At 54.4% G+C, this 16,583-nt stretch carries 16 protein-coding genes; 13 read left to right on the top strand and 3 right to left on the bottom strand.

The annotated features are described in order from the left end of the window. The first annotated feature begins 250 nt into the window (after positions 1 to 250). Positions 251 to 826, top strand: a complete 576-nt coding sequence (locus tag C4520_04290; protein RJP24329.1) for a P44/Msp2 family outer membrane protein — start codon at positions 251 to 253, stop codon at positions 824 to 826. A 328-nt stretch (positions 827 to 1,154) separates the two neighbouring features. Here the strand turns inward: C4520_04290 and C4520_04285 are convergent, their stop codons facing one another. Continuing rightward, on the bottom strand, positions 1,155 to 1,955 hold the full coding sequence (locus C4520_04285) for an enoyl-CoA hydratase/isomerase family protein (protein RJP24328.1): 801 nt from the start codon (positions 1,953 to 1,955) through the stop codon (positions 1,155 to 1,157). Then, positions 1,956 to 2,594, bottom strand: coding sequence for an alpha/beta fold hydrolase (locus tag C4520_04280; protein RJP24327.1), 639 nt, complete (start codon positions 2,592 to 2,594; stop codon positions 1,956 to 1,958). Positions 2,595 to 2,951: 357 nt separating this feature from the next. Here C4520_04280 and C4520_04275 point away from each other — a divergent pair, with 357 nt between their 5' ends. The 12 genes from C4520_04275 to C4520_04220 all read left to right on the top strand — a co-directional run bounded on the left by C4520_04275 (position 2,952) and on the right by C4520_04220 (position 13,699). Further along, positions 2,952 to 3,419 (top strand): GNAT family N-acetyltransferase, encoded by a 468-nt coding sequence (locus C4520_04275; protein ID RJP24326.1) that lies wholly within the window; start codon positions 2,952 to 2,954, stop codon positions 3,417 to 3,419. A gap of 64 nt (positions 3,420 to 3,483) precedes the next feature. Continuing rightward, positions 3,484 to 3,738 carry a hypothetical protein gene (locus C4520_04270; GenBank protein ID RJP24325.1) on the top strand — a complete coding sequence of 85 codons (255 nt, stop codon included), beginning with the start codon at positions 3,484 to 3,486 and terminating at the stop codon, positions 3,736 to 3,738. 2 nt (positions 3,739 to 3,740) lie between these two features. Then, entirely contained in the window at positions 3,741 to 4,484 is a 744-nt protein-coding gene (locus C4520_04265; protein ID RJP24324.1) for an RDD family protein, read from the top strand. A 6-nt stretch (positions 4,485 to 4,490) separates the two neighbouring features. Continuing rightward, a complete protein-coding gene (locus C4520_04260) occupies positions 4,491 to 5,078 on the top strand; it encodes a hypothetical protein (GenBank protein ID RJP24323.1) in 588 nt (195 codons plus the stop codon). Then, positions 5,075 to 6,163 (top strand): hypothetical protein, encoded by a 1,089-nt coding sequence (locus C4520_04255; protein ID RJP24322.1) that lies wholly within the window; start codon positions 5,075 to 5,077, stop codon positions 6,161 to 6,163. Before C4520_04260 ends, C4520_04255 begins: the two co-directional genes overlap by 4 nt. Beyond that, the gene (locus C4520_04250; protein ID RJP24321.1) at positions 6,164 to 6,499 is read left to right on the top strand and encodes a rhomboid family protein; all 336 of its coding nucleotides are present in this window, start codon (positions 6,164 to 6,166) and stop codon (positions 6,497 to 6,499) included. Next, entirely contained in the window at positions 6,496 to 8,316 is a 1,821-nt protein-coding gene (locus C4520_04245) for a hypothetical protein (protein ID RJP24320.1), read from the top strand. The genes C4520_04250 and C4520_04245 overlap by 4 nt, the downstream gene beginning before the upstream one ends. Continuing rightward, on the top strand, positions 8,300 to 9,574 hold the full coding sequence (locus C4520_04240) for a DUF4350 domain-containing protein (protein ID RJP24319.1): 1,275 nt from the start codon (positions 8,300 to 8,302) through the stop codon (positions 9,572 to 9,574). Before C4520_04245 ends, C4520_04240 begins: the two co-directional genes overlap by 17 nt. Positions 9,575 to 9,599: 25 nt before the next feature. Next, the gene (locus tag C4520_04235) at positions 9,600 to 10,553 is read left to right on the top strand and encodes a MoxR family ATPase (GenBank protein ID RJP24330.1); all 954 of its coding nucleotides are present in this window, start codon (positions 9,600 to 9,602) and stop codon (positions 10,551 to 10,553) included. Next, on the top strand, positions 10,550 to 11,905 hold the full coding sequence (locus tag C4520_04230; GenBank protein ID RJP24318.1) for a DUF58 domain-containing protein: 1,356 nt from the start codon (positions 10,550 to 10,552) through the stop codon (positions 11,903 to 11,905). Before C4520_04235 ends, C4520_04230 begins: the two co-directional genes overlap by 4 nt. After that, on the top strand, positions 11,902 to 12,915 hold the full coding sequence (locus tag C4520_04225; GenBank protein ID RJP24317.1) for a stage II sporulation protein M: 1,014 nt from the start codon (positions 11,902 to 11,904) through the stop codon (positions 12,913 to 12,915). Before C4520_04230 ends, C4520_04225 begins: the two co-directional genes overlap by 4 nt. Before the next feature lie 10 nt (positions 12,916 to 12,925). Beyond that, entirely contained in the window at positions 12,926 to 13,699 is a 774-nt protein-coding gene (locus C4520_04220; GenBank protein ID RJP24316.1) for an RDD family protein, read from the top strand. A gap of 48 nt (positions 13,700 to 13,747) precedes the next feature. Here C4520_04220 and C4520_04215 read toward each other — a convergent pair whose 3' ends face one another. Beyond that, positions 13,748 to 16,186, bottom strand: a complete 2,439-nt coding sequence (locus C4520_04215; GenBank protein ID RJP24315.1) for a hypothetical protein — start codon at positions 16,184 to 16,186, stop codon at positions 13,748 to 13,750. Positions 16,187 to 16,583 lie beyond the last annotated feature (397 nt).

The following is a 16,583-nucleotide window of genomic DNA, read 5'->3' as shown; positions in this document are numbered from 1 at the left end:
CGGCTACCGCACATTTGAAACCTTTTCGCTTGCCCTTTATCACGTGCTCGGAGACCTTCCTATGCCACAATTAACCCACAAATTCTTGTGAGGAGCTCATTTTTTTGAACGCCGCATATCGCTCCCGAACATGAAGAGATTCTCGTACATTGTGAAAGGGGGTGAGAAGCAACTGCCGGAGGAGTAATACAAGAAAGTGCTGGTCATCAGTATGTAATCGTTCCTCACCACAACGAGAAGGAGAGATACGATGAAAAAGACCTTTCTGATTCTCCTGATTTCACTTCTATTTGTTCCTGCATTTGTTTCCGACGCGTATGCGGTTCAGCAAGAAGGGGACGTGGAGCTGGCGGTAGTCGCGGCGTCAGTCAGTTATCTGGAACTGGATGTGGATGACGATGACGGCGCGCTCGTTCTTGAGGATGTCGATATCGAGGATGAGCAGACCCAGTTGTTGATTGGCCTGAGGTTGTCGACCTACATGACAAGAGAGTGGCAAGCAGGGGTAGGGATAACCGGCGCATATAATTTCGATACGGACAATGCCGCCATTGCCGCCGATGGTTTCTTGAACTACAACTTTGTCACAGAAGGCAGCACGGTAGTTCCGTATATTGGAGTCGGCGGAGGCGGCTCGTACGTCGAGGTGGATGATGAGGATGATTTCAGTCCTCAGGCAGGCGGCCAGGCGGGCGTGAAATTCTATATCGCTGACAACATCAACCTCTTCGCGGAGTTCAATTATCGCTACCTCTTCATTGATGAAGGGGATATTGACGGAGCGCATAACGTAGCCGGCCTGTTCGGAGTCGGCGTGCTCTTTTAGAAAGAACCTGAACAAGAACGAGCCAGTGCCGGAGGCAGGGGTCTAATGCCTTTCACTTAGCGCTCGACGCAACACATGCCTTGGCAAGCTGAAAGAATGCGCTCCATGCGGACCCGTTGTAGCGCAGGCATCTTGACTGCAAGAAAACCTGACGCGAGTGCCGAAATGCATGTTTGCCGTCTTAAGTGAATGGCAGTAGGCGCGAGTCTCCGGCCTGGCTCAATTCTTTCCCTGGAACTCGATCAACTCTTGCAATGACGGGACTGAGTCGTTCAGGCAGTCGGGTGGGGGCGGGGGGGGGGAACCCCTGTTAATTTAAGGTGCGCGCTCACGAACCGGTGAAATGGGGTTTTCTTTTTTGGAAAAAAGCGGAAATGCCTTCCAGCGCGTCCGCAGATTTAATAAGGCGCGATTGAGCCAAAGCGACTTGTTCGAGCGGCGCCGATTCGTTCAGGAGCCGCTTGGCTGCGGCTATGGCCAGCGGAGCGCGCGAAGCCAGCTTCTCAGTCAACTCCCTCACCGTCTGGTCAAGAAGCTCCTTCTCGACGACTTGATTGACCATCCCGATCCGATGCGCCTCGTCGGCGTCAATCAGATCCCCCGTTAGAATCAGCTCCTTTGTCTTCGCGATTCCGATCAGGCGCGGCAGCCGGATGGTTGCCCCCAGGGCCGGCACTATCCCGATCTTGACATCAGACAACCCCAATTTTGTGCCATGCGCGGCAATGCGGAAATCGCATGCGAGCGCCACTTGAAGGCCCGCCCCGACCGCATGTCCGTTCATGGCCGCAATAACGGGTTGCGGAATCCCCTCGACGGCGTCGAAAACTTTCTGCGCCTGCCGGATTCCTTGCGCAAGCGAATCGCCCTCCGCGTCTGAATGGTACTGGCTGACATTGTTCAAGTCGGCGCCTGAGCAGAACGCCCGACCGGCACCGGTGAGTACGACTACGCCAATATCCGTTTGACCTGAAATGATCTGCACGGCTTGGGCGAGGTCTCGAAACATTTCCGCATTGAATGCGTTAAGACGATCCGGCCGGTTCAGCGTGAGCGTCAGTATCGGCCCGTCCCGGCGCCACAAAAGCGTTTCGAAACGCGGTGAATCAGCCACAGGAACCTCCGGAATTCAAAGCGGTGAATGATCGGCGACAGCCTCTTTTATCGCCTCGATCAGGCTGTCTTCGTGCATAAAAAAGAAGTGATCCGCGCGCGGGATAACACGCATCGATTTCGGCTCGGGCAGCCGATCGTATATCTGCTGGAGCGACTCGCGGTCGCAGAACTGGTCGCGCTCGCCTACGATAATGTGCCGAGAGCGTTCCCGCCCATCGTTCAGGAGAGGGGAGAGGTCGAACATCGCGGTCGGCGGCGCGATCAGGATAACATGTGCTACTGAATCATCGCCTTCCAGCATTTTTGCCGTGACCCACGCGCCGAATGAGTAACCAACAAGAACAACCGGCACATCTCCTTCTTCGTCCAGCACAAACCCTATCGCCGCCTGCACATCTTCGATTTCGCCCGTTCCTCCGCCATATTGCCCCTCGCTGCCGCCGACTCCGCGGAAATTGAAGCGCAACGTGGAATGGCCGGTTTCCTGCAAGGCTCCCGCCGCCGCCATGACGACATTATTATCCATCGTTCCGCCGTATGCGGGGTGCGGATGACAGATGACCGCCGGCTGCGGCTTGGGGGATCGCGCGCGCAGATACATTCCTTCCAACCTAAGATTTCCGGCGGAAAAAGTCACAGGATGTTCCGGCAAAAAAATTTCCTTTTCACTTTTGCGGCCGGTCAAGAGGGAAGACGATCCCGGCCCGGGGTCGGCCCACGCACGGGCTGGAAACCCGTTTCATTTGAAGGTCTCGATCTTGTTGGGAAACGAAATGTAAGGGCTGCCGCTCTCCTTCATGGTCATTGCCCATCGGTACAGAAGGAAGAGCAACACAACGGTGATTACGATGAGAACAATCTTTTGGATTGCTTCTTTCATTATCGAAATCCTCATCGGTTGGAGCCCTGTTTCCGCCCAAAATTGTACCATATTCGATACCGAAAAGGAATACTTCTGTTGACATGCACGCTCTTCCCCGCATATAATTTCTCGTGAAGGAGATACACTATGGAGGGGGGTGAAGTCGTCATCCGAGAGGCGGTAAAGGCGGATGTGCCGGCTATCGTGGAGTTGATGAAAGCTCTTACTTTAACCACAAGCCGCGCGGAATCCGACCCAAATGCTCCTTCCCCTGATTACCAAAAGTCCTTCGATCACATCAAAGCCGATCCCAATCGTAAGCTTTTTGTCGCAGTTGCTAACAACCAAGTTGTCGGAGCCGTAGACCTGCTGATCGCGCCCAACCTTTCGCATCACGCTTTGCCGTGGGCAATTGTGGAAAACCTCGTCGTGGCCGGCCACTCCCGTCAGAGGGGGATCGGCCGGAAGCTGGTAGAACACCTTATCCGGGTCGCCCGGCAAAGTGGCTGCTATAAGATAGGGCTCTCATCTGACAAACGGCGCACCGAGGCTCACCGCCTGTATAAATCTCTGGGTTTTGATCAGTATGGCTTGGGCTTCCGCATCTATTTTTGAAGTGACCGCAAACACAATACTCGATTCTGAACAGCCAAAACTGTCCCCGTTGAGCTCAAATCGCTTGTTTTCCGCCCGATTCTTGATCGGAATCCCGCAAAAATATTCGGAAAACCAGAGTTTTTTCTGCAAATGGCTTGAAATTTGCTCCTGTTTTTATATTCATGTGAAATTTCCACTACATGAACGCATTCTTTTCAAAAACAAATATAAGAAGAAAAGGAGAAGAAGACCGTCCAGAGTCGAGGCTGTCGGAAAAAATGTCCGGGTTTTGGTTTTTGCGTTCTTTTGTGAAATATGGATGAATAAGGAGGGATAGGGTTGGACTGGTACTATGTGGAGAATGGGCAGAAAGCGGGCCCGGTAAGTGACGAAGAGTTACAAAGCATGGTAACCACCGGCGTGATCACCTCGAAAGACCTCGTTTGGCGGAGGGGGATGGCGGACTGGCGGCCATACGGCGACGTGCAGAATCAGACGGTTGCCCTGACCGAACAGCGGGTCTTCCCCTGTGTCGAGTGCGGCAAGTCTTTTCCTGCCGATGAAATGGTTGCGTACTCCGGTTCGCGGGTGTGCGCCGCGTGCAAGCCGATCTTTTTTCAACGGCTGCAGGAGGGGGCGCGCCTGCCTGCTACTCTGCGCTATGCCGGCTTCTGGATTCGGTTCGCGGCGAAATTCGTAGATTGGTTCATTCTTGGGGTTGTGAATGCCGTTATCCAGTTGAGCTTCGGCTTTATGGTGACTCCGCCGCAGCCTGGAGCCATGCCGTCGGCGGGTTTCTTCATCGGGTCGGTTCTTATGATGATCGCGCAAATCGGCGTGGCGGTATTTTATGCGACGTATTTTGTCGGCAAATTTGCGGCGACGCCGGGCAAAATGGCCTGCGGTCTGAAAATCGTGACTCCGGACGGCGGAAAAGTCTCCTATTGGCGCGCGTGCGGCAGGTATTTCGCCGAAATCCTGAGCGCGATGATCCTGCTTATCGGATACATCATGGCGGCATTCGACAGCGAAAAACAGGCGTTGCACGATCGTATCTGCAGCACCCGGGTCATTCGTAAATAAGTTGAGATGAAGATATTTCAATTTGACTGCGGAAAATGCAGGAAACCGGTTTCGCTTCCGCTGGCGGAGCCGGCGCAGACCGGGAACTGTCCCGGCTGCGGCGCCTATCTCGAGGTTGCGAGTTTCCCGGCACTGGTCAGAAAAGCCGCGCCAGGTCTGTCCGGCGAAAAACTGCTGGTTGACGATGAAAGCAGTTGCTTCTATCATTCCGCTAAGAAAGCGACCGTGGCATGCGAGAGCTGCGGTCGCTTCCTCTGTTCCTTGTGTGCGATCGAATTGAAGGGCCAGCACCTGTGTTCCACCTGCATCGAGAGGGGCGCGGTAAAAGGAAAATTCGAGCATCTGCAGAACGAGCGCGTCCGTTATGATGACATCGCCCTTTTTCTGGCCGTGTTGCCGCTCGTTCTTTTCATTTGGGGCACATTCATTACCGCTACTGCCTCGATCTTTATCGCAGTCAAGCATTGGAAATCGCCCCGGAGCATTGTCTATCCCGGGCGGTGGCGTTCAGTGCTGGCGATTGTTATCTCCCTTGGGCAATTGGCGGTCTGGGGCTATCTTGGCGGCCTGCTTTTCATGAACATAATGCAATGAAGCGAAAACAGAAAATCTATCGGCGGCTGCCCGGAAACATGTTTACGCAGCAGCGCCGTTTTCTCGAATACAGCATGCACAGCCTTTGGCTGGGCGCAGACCACGTTCTCGATGTGCGTTCAAGGCGCTTTACGGAGCAGTACAAAAGGTTCTACCTGAAGGATATCCAGGCTCTCGTAATCAGCCGGACCGCCGGCCGAAGAAACAAGAATCTGCTGCTTGCCGCTTCATGGGCTTGCATTTTTATTGCTACGGCCTATCCTTACTGGATATGGAAATCGCCAAACATGAAGCCGTTCTTCCTCTTCCTCGGTTTCGAGGCCGCCCTCCTTCTGGCCTTCCTGGTTTCGATTCTCCTCAACACATTCCTGGGACCCACCTGCAAATGCCGCCTTTATACCGCCGTCCAAGCGGAAGAATTGCCGTGCCTCGGCAGAATACGGACCGCGCGAAAAGCGATTGCGATCCTGAAACCGCTGATCGAGTCGGCCCAGGCTTCCCTGACGGAAACGAAAGAGGAAATCGATGTATTGCCGGACCAGCCTGTGCTCGTGCAGGCGTCGGCTCACGCACTCCCGCAAGACGCTCCGGCCGAACGGGAACGGGAGACACGCCACGAGGATGGACAGGTGCATATCCTTCTTTACGGCTGGCTCCTGCTGAGCGCATTCTCGGATTTCATCGAGATCTTCCACAAGAGCATCTCAAAGAATTTTCTGGATATGCTGCTCTTCTTGGGGCTGATCCTCGTTCTGATCTTCGCTTTCAGGAGGCAAAGTCACAGTGATCTTCCACGATCAGTCAAGAGCATCACCTGGTTGACTCTGGCCGTGGCGGTCTGCAGCTTTTTCTTTGGCTCGATCTATGGCTTCATATACATGATTCAAAATATGGAGGCGCCTCCACGCTCACCGCTTGAATTCCAGTTGGAGGGATCGATTTACGACGGCTACTGCATCGCGACCGGGGTAGCTCAATCTCTTTTGGCCGTTGTGGGCCTGATTCTTATTTTCCGGCACAAGATGAGAAACCGGGTAGCTCGCTACGCGACAGCCGCCGTGACCGCAACCGACAAGGGACTGTAGATGCACGATCTTTCCCGCCAACGCTGTTTCAATCACGCCTGGCGCGAAGCCGTGGCCCAATGCCTCGAATGCCATCGCTACTATTGCCGGGAATGCGCTACCGAACACGAAGACAGGATGATCTGCGCGCCCTGCCTCGCAAAGATCACGGGCAAAAAGAAGAAGCGCAAAGCGAGACTGGCTTCCCTGTCACGAACAGTTCTGTGGTGTTCTTCCTTCTTGATAATCTGGATATTCTTTTACCTCCTGGGGCGCGGTCTGATTGCGTTGCCATCCTCGTTTCATGAAGGCAATATCTGGCGGCAAAGCTATTGGAGTGAGCTATTCGACTCATGAAGATTGACCGCAAAGAACCTGCCCCGAAAGGGGCGCTCGAAATTATCGAGGAAGCGTTTCATCTGGTTCGCACCTCCTCTATTCATGCGCTTGCGCTGTACTGCCTGGGAACGGTTCCCTTTGTGCTGGGCCTGCTGTATTTCTGGGGCGACATGAGCAGGAGCGCCTTCGCTTATCGGTATGCGGCAAGGGGCGCTTTTCTCATGACTCTTCTCTTCGTCTGGATGAAATGCTGTCACGCAATGTATGCGCGCCGGCTGCTCGAACACGTCTGCAATTCCGCCCCCCAAAGATGGACATTCCGAATGATAGCTCGCGCGATCATCCGCCAGACTATCGTTCAGTCCACCGGCTTTTTCATCCTGCCGCTGGCGTTTCTGGCCGCCGTGCCATTCGGTTGGGCTTATGCGCTCTACCAGAACATGACCGTGCTCGAGGACGGCAAAGGCGTCGAGATAATCGATTTGTACAAGAAGGCCGATCGTCTGGCCCGTCCCTGGCAGAAACAGAATTTTCTCGTCATCTGGGCGCTGAGCCCCTTTCTTCTGATCTCTGCCGCCGCATTCTTCCTGGTCGTAAGCCCGATAATCGTTGCCGTCAGCGCGGCATGGAGTCAGGTTTTCTTAAGCTTGTACATGGGGGTGCTCCTGCTGGCGCTGGTTCCTCTCAGCCCATTTGGCGTATTGATAGCCGCAAACATCGCCTCAGCCATTCTTTTGTTCCCCGGCCTTTTTCAGATGCTCACCGGAATATCGACGCGCTTCACTTTGACTTTTGGAGGAATGTTCAATACCACGTTCTTTGCCGCAGTCTGCGGGCTCACTTTCCTTTGCATGGACCCGCTGGCAAAGGCGGCATACGTTTTGAGATGCTTTTATCTAGACTCCCAGAAGACGGGCGAGGACCTTCGGGTTGATCTGAAATGGATTTCGAGAAAGGCAGCCGCCGTCGGTCTTGTTGCAATATGTGTTCTCAACTCCGGTCTCGCCGTTCCTCGTGAGGCCCGGGCGCAGGACAGGACGCAGCATGAAGTCGATACTCGCCGCTTGACCATTTCGCCTTCAGATTTGGATCAAGCCTTGGACCGGGAACTCGAGTCCCGCTTTTACGTGTGGCGAATGCCCAGAGAGAAGCCGGCTGAAAAAGAGGGTGGCGCAACGGCCTCATTTTTCCGCCACATTGCCGAGACCCTGGCCGATTGGGGAGAGGCTATCATGCGCAGGGCCCAGCCGCTCACCCGGTGGATTGAGGCTTTGATCGATTGGCTCAGCAAACGAGCGCCTGAATTCGACAGGGATAGAAGAGGTCTCGAAACAATCAGCGGTGTCTTGCGAACGATTTTATACGGCCTTGCAATCCTGCTCTTCGTTGTCGTCGGCGTGATGATATGGCGAATGTGGAAGAACCGCTTCCGGCAGCCTCTTCAAGTCGACGCCATTGTCGTGCGGGCCAGACCTGATATCGAGAAGGAAACCACGAGCGCCGCCGAACTGCCGGAAGACGGCTGGCTTGCGCTGGCGGCAGAACTTCTCGAGCAAGGCGAATTTCGGCTGGCGCTGCGGGCGGTTTTTCTTGCCACCCTTGCGCTGCTCGCCAGAGCCAACTTCATTTATATCGCTTTGTTCAAATCCAATCGCGACTATAAACGGGAGCTCGAACGGCGCGCCCATGCGTATCCGGAGCTCATAGATGTCTTTTCTCAAAGCGCTACCGTGTACGAATCAATCTGGTACGGCGATTACGAAGCGCGACGCGATCTGGTGGAATATCTCCTCGCGAACCAACAAAAGTTGAAAACGTATGAAGGCGCTAACTAAATCGGCTCCCCTTCTTTTTGCGGCGATCATTGTCATGTTCGCCTGGGGCTTGTACCGTCTCTTCGATCTCGTGTATGAGCAAGGAAACATGTACCCGCCGTATTCCACGCTTAGGAGCGATCCGCTCGGAACGCGGGCGCTGTACAAGGCGATGGCCGCATTGGAGGGCGTGTCGGTCCAGCAAAACATGAGCCCAATCGAGCAACTGGGCGGCGGGAAAGGCAAAACCTTGTTCATTTGCGGCGCCAATCTGTCCGATGATCCGGAATACGTGATCAAGGCCATCGAGGATTTTGTGGGCGACGGCGGACGGCTGATTCTTACCTTCTTCCCGATAACCGAGGAAATAGCAGAAGCGAGCGGTAACGGTGAAAGAGGCGAAGAGAGCGGCGGGTCAATAAATGAATCGCAGGAGGAACATTCCAAAGAGAAGTCTGAGAAGAAAGAGGAATCTTCTGAGGATGAAGATGAAGGCGTGGACCCGGCGGAAGAGCCGTGGTTCGTCCGCATGGTTTCGATCGAAAATCGGTGGGGATTCAAGTTCTCAACCTTGATGCCAAAGGAGTCTGAAAACGAGGATTATCTCGAAATGACGGCGCTGAAACAGAACGGACCGGCCGACTGGCCCGAGATGCTGCCCTGGTATTCGGCTCTGTACTTCACACAGTTATCTGAGCCATGGAAAGTGTTGTATGCCCGAAACGGGCTTCCCGTCCTTGTAGAACGCCAATGGATTCGAGGAACGATCGTTCTGTGCAGCGATTCGTATCTCCTCAGCAATGAAGCGATGCGCCGGGAAAGACATACCGGCCTCATCGCCTGGCTGGTGGGACCTTCCTCGACCGTCATCTTTGATGAGAGTCATTTCGGGATTCAGGAGCATAAGGGAATCATGACGCTGGTTCGCAGCTATCGGTTGGACCGGCCGCTGACGGCTTTGATCGGGCTCGCGCTCCTGTTCGTCTGGAAAAACGCATTCAGCCTGACCCCGAAACACGGGACGCCTGCCGAACAAATGAGCCGGCGCGGCAAGGACTCTGCAGCGGGACTGGTCAATTTGCTGCGGCGCAGCATTCCAGCGAAAAAGATATTGCAGGTATGCGTCGAGGAATGGGAGCGTTCTCCGGGACTCATCGATGAACGAAAGCGCAAGCGGGTGCGCGAAATTCTCGAGCAGGAGATGGCATCTCCTGCGAGGCGGCGCAACCCGGTCGAAGCCTATCAAATGATTTCCGCTGTATTGGCGGAGAAGGAGTGAAAAATTGAAAACGGACGGACGAAGCATCGCGTTCCTGACTGATGTGCTGACCCGAGCGCGCCAGGAGGTTGCGAAAGTTATCATTGGCCACCAGGAAGTTGTCGATAAGGCCCTTATCGCTATCTTCACCGGACAGCACGCCCTCCTTGAGGGAGTGCCGGGGGTGGCAAAAACCCTGCTTGTCCGCACCCTCGCCTGCGTGCTCGGCTGCGAGTTCTCGCGCATCCAGTTTACGCCCGACCTGATGCCCTCGGATATCATCGGGACCAACGTCTTTAATTTGAAAGCCAACGAATTCGTCCTGGTGAAAGGACCGGTCTTCACTACGTTCCTTCTTGCCGATGAAATCAATCGCGCGCCGGCAAAGACACAATCCGCCCTCCTGCAGGCGATGCAGGAGCGGCGGGTGACCATTGATCGAGAAACCCACCTGCTCTCACCCAATTTCACGGTTTTTGCGACCCAGAATCCTATCGAGTTCGAAGGGACGTATCCGCTGCCCGAGGCGCAAAAAGACAGGTTTATGCTGAAGATCTCGATGGCGTGTCCCGACCAGGCCGAAGAACTCGAGCTGGCGAAGCGAATGCTCAAAGACTCCTCGCCGGAGGAAACCCTTGCCAGGGGCGAGGTGAAAGCCGTAATCAACTCGGACGACTTGCAGCAGTTGCGCAGGATAAGCGAATACATCCTGGTGCGTGATGAGCTGCTCCAATATATCGTCGAGATTATTCGTAAAACCCGCATCGAAGATAGTGTTCTCGTCGGCGCAGGCCCCCGCGGCACTCAGGCGCTCCTGCTTTCGGCCAGGATGCTGGCTGCAATCTCGGGAAGAGACTACGTTACGCCCGACGATGTGAAGACCATGGCGCTGCCCGTTCTGGAACATCGAATCATCCTGCGCCCCGAATATGAAATTGAAGGATTGGCGGTCGCCGAAGTCGTCGAACGAATTCTCCAGAAAGTGAACGTCCCCCGATGATCGCGCCTCAATACCGATTACTGTTCTGGGTCGCCTGTCTCGTGGTTCCCTTTTCGTTTGTGGCCGCCATCCAGCCGTCAACATTGCTTGCGGCCGAAATCATCATAGGCGGCTTCCTCATTCTCGCGATAGCGGACGCCCTCTCTGCCCGGAAACGACTCGATAATATCGAAGTCCACTTGCCGGAAGTAATCCGCATAACCGAAAATAAGGAAGGTTTGCTTCTTCTGAAATTGGAAACAAAACAACCTTCAAATCGCAGGCTGCGGATCGGAATTGGGGCGCCGGCTGAATTCAAGTTGCCGGTCGAAGAATTCACTACCGCCCTTTCCAAAGAAAATAGGGCCTATGAAGTCGCCATCCCCTGTACGCCCTCGAGAAGAGGGACATATGCGATTCAGGCCGTCCATCTGGAAACCGGATCACCTATCGGGTTCTGGGCTTTCCGCAAGACATTTCAGGTGGAGGCCGAGGTCCGTGTTTATCCAAATATTCATAAGGAACAGAAGAGTCTGGCCGCGCTTTTTCTGAACAGGGGTATGTTTGGCCTGCACGCCCAGCGCCAGGTCGGAAAGGGAAAGGAATTCGAGAAGCTTCGGGATTACATTCCGGGCGACAGTTACGAAGATATCCATTGGAAAGCGACGGCAAAGAGAAGTCATCCCGTCACCAAGATTTTTCAGATCGAGCGGACTCAAGAGATATATGTTGTGCTGGATGCATCGCGCCTCAGTTCGCGCGAAATCCAGACGCAGTCGAATGGATCGCCCGAATCACCCCCGACCGTTCTTCAACTAGAGCGATTCATTACCGCAGCGTTGGTCCTGGCGCTGGTGGCCGAGAAGCAGGGCGACTTGTTCGGGCTGCTGACATTTCACGACAAGGTGCACTCCTTCGTGCGCGCCCGGAACGGAAAAGCTCATTATGCGGCGTGTCGCGACGCGCTTTACTCGCTCCAGCCGAAAATGGTGAACCCGGACTTCAACGAGCTGAACTCGTTTATCCGCCTCCGCCTCCGGCGCCGCGCCCTGCTCATTTTCCTGACCAATCTCGACGATCCGGTGCTCGCGGAGACTTTCGTCCAGAATCTGGATGTGCTCACGCGGCATCATCTCGTCCTGGTAAATATGCTGAAAACGCCCGTGCTGGCGCCCGTATTTTCCGGCGAGGCCGTCCGGGAGGCGGATGATCTCTACCGGCGATTGGGCGGTCACCTGCAGTTTCAGCAACTGCGGGAATTGGAGCAGGTGTTGAAGCGCCGCGGTGTCGCGATGAATCTGTTGGACAATGAGACGATGTGCAGTCATCTGGTTTCGCAATACATCAATGTGAAACGAAGGCAACTCCTGTGATAGTCGACCTGCAGCGATTTCTCATTTCAGAAGAGCGGTACTGGAAGGAACTGGAGAAACTCCTTACGGAGCTCGAAACGCGTGTCGAACGCACATTGAGTCTCGAGGAAGCGAAACGGTTTCATTATCTTTACCAGCGCGTCTCAAGCGATCTGGTGAGGCTCGCCGCGTTTCCGTCCGAACCTGGAACTCACCGCTATCTGGAATCGTTGGTCTCGCGAGCCTATGCGGAAATTCATGAAACCCGCGACAGGGGCGTCCGCTTCTCCGTCCGAACGTGGTTCTTTCAAACTTTTCCGCAGGTTTTCCGAAAACATGCGATGGCTTTCGCGCTGGCCGTTCTCATTACTCTTGCAGGCGCAAGTTTTGGAGGGTTCGCGCTGTCTCTCGATCCCGATTCGAAGGATGTATTGATGCCGTTCTCACACCTGCAGGGAGACCCTTCACAACGTGTCGCCTATGAGGAGTCGCGCGAGGTGGATCATCTTGAAGGAAGAAAAGGCACGTTTTCGGCTTTCTTGATGACTCATAATACAAGGGTTTCGATTTTTACGATGGCGCTCGGGATGACATGGGGAATCGGCACCATCATCATGTTGTTCTACAACGGCACGATCCTCGGGGCGGTCGTTTGCGACTACGTTCTGGCGGGAGAGGTACGCTTCCTTGCCGGCTGGCTCCTGCCGCACGGCGCAATCGAGATTCCGGCAATCCTGATCGCGGGACAGGCCGGCCTCGTGCTGGGAAAAGCGCTCATCGGATGGGGGACGCCGATCTCTTTGAAGGCGCGACTGCGTCAGATATCTGGCGACCTCGTAACCCTCATCTGCGGAGTGGCCGCGTTACTCGTGTGGGCGGGACTGGTCGAAGCCTTCTTCTCGCAGTATCACGAGCCGGTCATCCCCTACTCGCTAAAAACCACGTTCGGATTGCTCGAATTGATTCTGTTGACCGTTTATCTGATGTGGTCGGGCAGAAAAAGAGTGGCGCCCGCCGAAATTGATCGATGAGGCTTGACGCATGTTCAGACGAACCAATGCTCTAGTCATCAGGACGTCCGAGGGCATCTCGTTTTCGCTGCTCCTTGCGGGGCCGGTGACCCGTTTCTTCGCGTGGATCATCGACCTCGGATGCATCATCGTCATCACGTCGGTCATCACGCAGCTTCTCTACTCTCTGAACATCATCAGTCGCGACTTCGCAACGGCGGTCATTATTCTGCTGTACTTCCTCGTCTCGATCGGCTACAGCATCATCCTGGAATGGTACTGGCGCGGACAGACACTCGGGAAACGATTGCTGGGGCTGAGAGTGGTGGACGAGGATGGCCTGCGCCTGAAATTCTCGCAGATCGCGATCCGCAACCTGCTCCGGTTCGTGGATGCGCTGCCGGTTTTCTATCTGATCGGAGGGACTGCCTCCGTCGTGACGCCCCGATCACAGCGTTTGGGAGATATCGCCGCGAGTACCGTGGTCATCCGAAAGCGGCCCGATCTGAAGTACGACTTTGGCGGGTTGCTCTCCGAGAAATACAATTCGTTTCGCGAATATCCGCACCTGGTGGCGCGGCTCCGCCAGCACGCTCCTCCCGAGTTCACGGCTCTGGCTCTTCAGGCGGTGCAGCGGCGTGAAAGTCTCGAGTCTGGCTCCCGGCTCGAGCTCTTCAAAGATATCGCTGCCTACATCAAATCGCTCGTCAAGTTTCCCGACGAGGCGACGTTCGGCCTCACCGACGAGCAATACGTCCGCAACGCCGTCGACTCGCTCTTCAAAGAGCGGGGGAGGGAAAGCTAGTTTCCCTCCCCGCAGAAAAGCCTTCTCACTCTGATGTGGCCCGGTAGATCACTGCTTTTGTATTGACCAGATTTCTTGACTGAGAACCGGAGCAAGCGGAACCAGATCCACATCCGCACCGCGGACCCGCCAGAAGATCATACTTCCCGCTGGTATCTTGTTCCAATAGGTCATAGGCATCGGCCAACATTCATCTGCAATGATCATGTGCAGATTATCATACGTGGACCAGAAATTCTTGAACCCCGGAGATGCGCTGAAATCGACGGCAAAGCCTCTATCGCATGTACCGTCCGGAGTCCAGCAGAAACTCGGCGGGTACAAATGTACGGAACCGTTTGCGGGACTCAACAAATTGATCTGCGATAAGGGCTGGCATGCGGTCTCAAGCTTCTTCGTGCGCATATCGTAATCCAGCCCATTGTGGAAGTTGCCTCCGAGAGCAATCGTGTTGTCCCTGAAGGATACGCCCCTGATTACCTCATGTTCCAAGGAGCCATTCCACGTCTCCGCACACAATTCGTTGCCTCTGACGCCTTCCAGCTTTTTGAGATGCCAATGCGCAATCTCAGCGGCGTCTTTTATGTAGCCCGCAACTAAGGCGTTGTCATCCACATCAACCGCTACGTCATAGCTCTCTTCCGTAAAGGAGGGATCCAACAGGTATGTCCACAGGACTGCGCCGTCTTTCGAATACTTGATCACGCGCCAATCGTAATCCGAATAGACGTCGTTATCGGTTCCTTTGTTAGTTGTGCCCGCGACTATGATGTCATCGTTGCTATCGATATCCACATCCCAGGCAAAATCCACCAGGAGGGCCGGTCCACTCTGAGTATCCGACCACAGTAGTACGCCCGAGGGCGCATATTTGCGTATGTGCCAGTCGAGGTCATAATCCTCGCAACCCTCGCAGCCGCTGACTCCGCGGCAGCCGACTACGATCATGTTTCCCGCGCTGTCTACGGCTATACCGTGAGAATGATCGGGATAATATTGAGACGTGCTGTAGTTATAATAAATGGGTCCGAGCAGCAAATTGAAATTGCTGTCGTATTTAAGAGTCGCCCACTGCCACGCGTGTGGAGTCCAATCCGTCAGTACATTTCCGGTCACATAGATGTTGTCTGCTCCGTCGACGGCGCAACCCGTGGCCCACGCTCCGCCATACTCAAAATAGCGCTTCTCCAGAAGGAAAGTGCCATCAGGGGCGTATTTTCTCATCAGCATCGACTTTGCGCGCGGGGGAGTGGTTGTCTGGAAGTTCTCGCCGATTCCGCCAACGGCAATGATATTGTCGTGGCTGTCCACGCACACGTCTACAAAGCTATCGTCGCCGTATATGGTGCCGCCGATCTTGATTATGCCGCTGTCGACCTCGCGAGTCCAAAGGAGATTCCCATCGGGGTCATACTTGACCAGATATGCGTTCTCGCCATGATCCACCAGGCCCATGACCGTTCCCGCCGCGATTATGTTTCCCTGACTATCGATTGCGGTGGCCATGGTCGTGTCATCACCATTCGCGCTGTCATGGATTTGGGTCCAGATTTCTGTCCAGCAGGCGGAGCTGCCACAATCTTCTGTATCCGCCCCGTCGACTAATCCATCACAATCCTCATCAATACCTCCAGTACATATTTCTGTTGCGCCTGGATTTCGAGCGGGATTCCCATCGTCACAATCGCCCGCTATGGTTGCGGTGTAAGGGTCCGTTGCGGCGCAAAGGCACTGACTATCGGCATCCACGCCATATCCATCGTCGTCTTCATCTCGAAAATATGTGGAACAGCCCTGCGCTCCAGGTTCGTCAGTTAATAAGTCGCAATCATCGTCTTCTAGGTTACAAACCTCAACAGCTCCAGGATGCTGAAGCGCATCTCCGTCGTCACAATCTCCTCCAACCAAAGCTGTATAGGGAGGTTCGGGAGCGCACAACACTTTTGAGTCTGCATCTAGTCCATAGGTGTCTTCATCCATATCGCGATAGTACGTGGTCGGTTCGGCGCATCCGCACTCGCCGGAAATCAGTTCGATATCGAGAGATGCTCCGGTTGCGCATTCAGCGACGGATGCCTCCAGTATGGTGAGGGTAATGACATCTTCGGGAGTCATACTGGGGTCAACATTATATGTGATTTCCGCTATGCAGCATGACCCCGCTGGGATGCAACTACCTGAGAGAGATACAAGCAGACCGGTCACCACATTGTCGCTTTCATTCGCATCCACAAGAAACACACTGGTGCAGGCGGTGCCTGAGATGCTGGAATAATGCAGCAGGTCGGGGGTATCCGTAAGCTTGAAGGAGACCCCTTTCACACTGGCCGCAGGAACATCCAATACCAGGCATACAGTAGCCGTTGTTCCCTCAATGGCGCAGGAGGTGCTGAGGGACCCGTCATAGGCGCCTGCGAATCGAGACGAAAAAAGAACCAGAAGAAGACTGAGTAGTACTACCGGAGTTGTGCGGCCGACAGCTTTCATTTCCTGTACTCCTTCCCGACGGCAAGTAATTGCCTTCTTATGTTGTAGTTAGCAGCATTAACGGCTCGTGACCGATCTGTATCTATTGCAATACCTTCATACGACTGCTTACCCTCTTCCCGCCTCGGCCCGCAACGTTACTATTCAGTATCTCCATGTGGAGGGGCTCGCGAGATTTCCTTATTGCGTTCAACTGCAAAATCGATCCATTCCCCGAAGAGATGGAGTCGCCATGCAGTGAAAGAAGGATGAGCCGATACATCCCCGGCCCAATTTCATTGAAATCGGCATAAAAATCGGGTCCTCATGAGAATTTGTGGGTGAGAAAAAGTCATAAATAATTGAAAAGCATGAACTAAATCCTGTATATCGAGTGTCTGATCAGGATGCTCGAAAG

Source organism: Candidatus Abyssobacteria bacterium SURF_5, assembly GCA_003598085.1.
Classification (GTDB): domain Bacteria; phylum Abyssobacteria; class SURF-5; order SURF-5; family SURF-5; genus SURF-5.
Note: the sequence above shows the minus strand (reverse complement) of the source record. Positions and strands in the feature narration are given on the sequence as shown.

Excerpts from the sequence above, each read along its gene's own strand:
- C4520_04220 (RJP24316.1), top strand. The coding sequence starts at position 12,926 with ATGTTCAGACGAACCAATGCTCTAGTCATCAGGACGTCCGAGGGCATC.
- C4520_04230 (RJP24318.1), top strand. The coding sequence starts at position 10,550 with ATGATCGCGCCTCAATACCGATTACTGTTCTGGGTCGCCTGTCTCGTG.
- C4520_04260 (RJP24323.1), top strand. The coding sequence starts at position 4,491 with ATGAAGATATTTCAATTTGACTGCGGAAAATGCAGGAAACCGGTTTCG.
- C4520_04240 (RJP24319.1), top strand. The coding sequence starts at position 8,300 with ATGAAGGCGCTAACTAAATCGGCTCCCCTTCTTTTTGCGGCGATCATT.
- C4520_04215 (RJP24315.1), bottom strand. The coding sequence starts at position 16,186 with ATGAAAGCTGTCGGCCGCACAACTCCGGTAGTACTACTCAGTCTTCTT.
- C4520_04250 (RJP24321.1), top strand. The coding sequence starts at position 6,164 with ATGCACGATCTTTCCCGCCAACGCTGTTTCAATCACGCCTGGCGCGAA.
- C4520_04290 (RJP24329.1), top strand. The coding sequence starts at position 251 with ATGAAAAAGACCTTTCTGATTCTCCTGATTTCACTTCTATTTGTTCCT.
- C4520_04275 (RJP24326.1), top strand. The coding sequence starts at position 2,952 with ATGGAGGGGGGTGAAGTCGTCATCCGAGAGGCGGTAAAGGCGGATGTG.
- C4520_04255 (RJP24322.1), top strand. The coding sequence starts at position 5,075 with ATGAAGCGAAAACAGAAAATCTATCGGCGGCTGCCCGGAAACATGTTT.
- C4520_04245 (RJP24320.1), top strand. The coding sequence starts at position 6,496 with ATGAAGATTGACCGCAAAGAACCTGCCCCGAAAGGGGCGCTCGAAATT.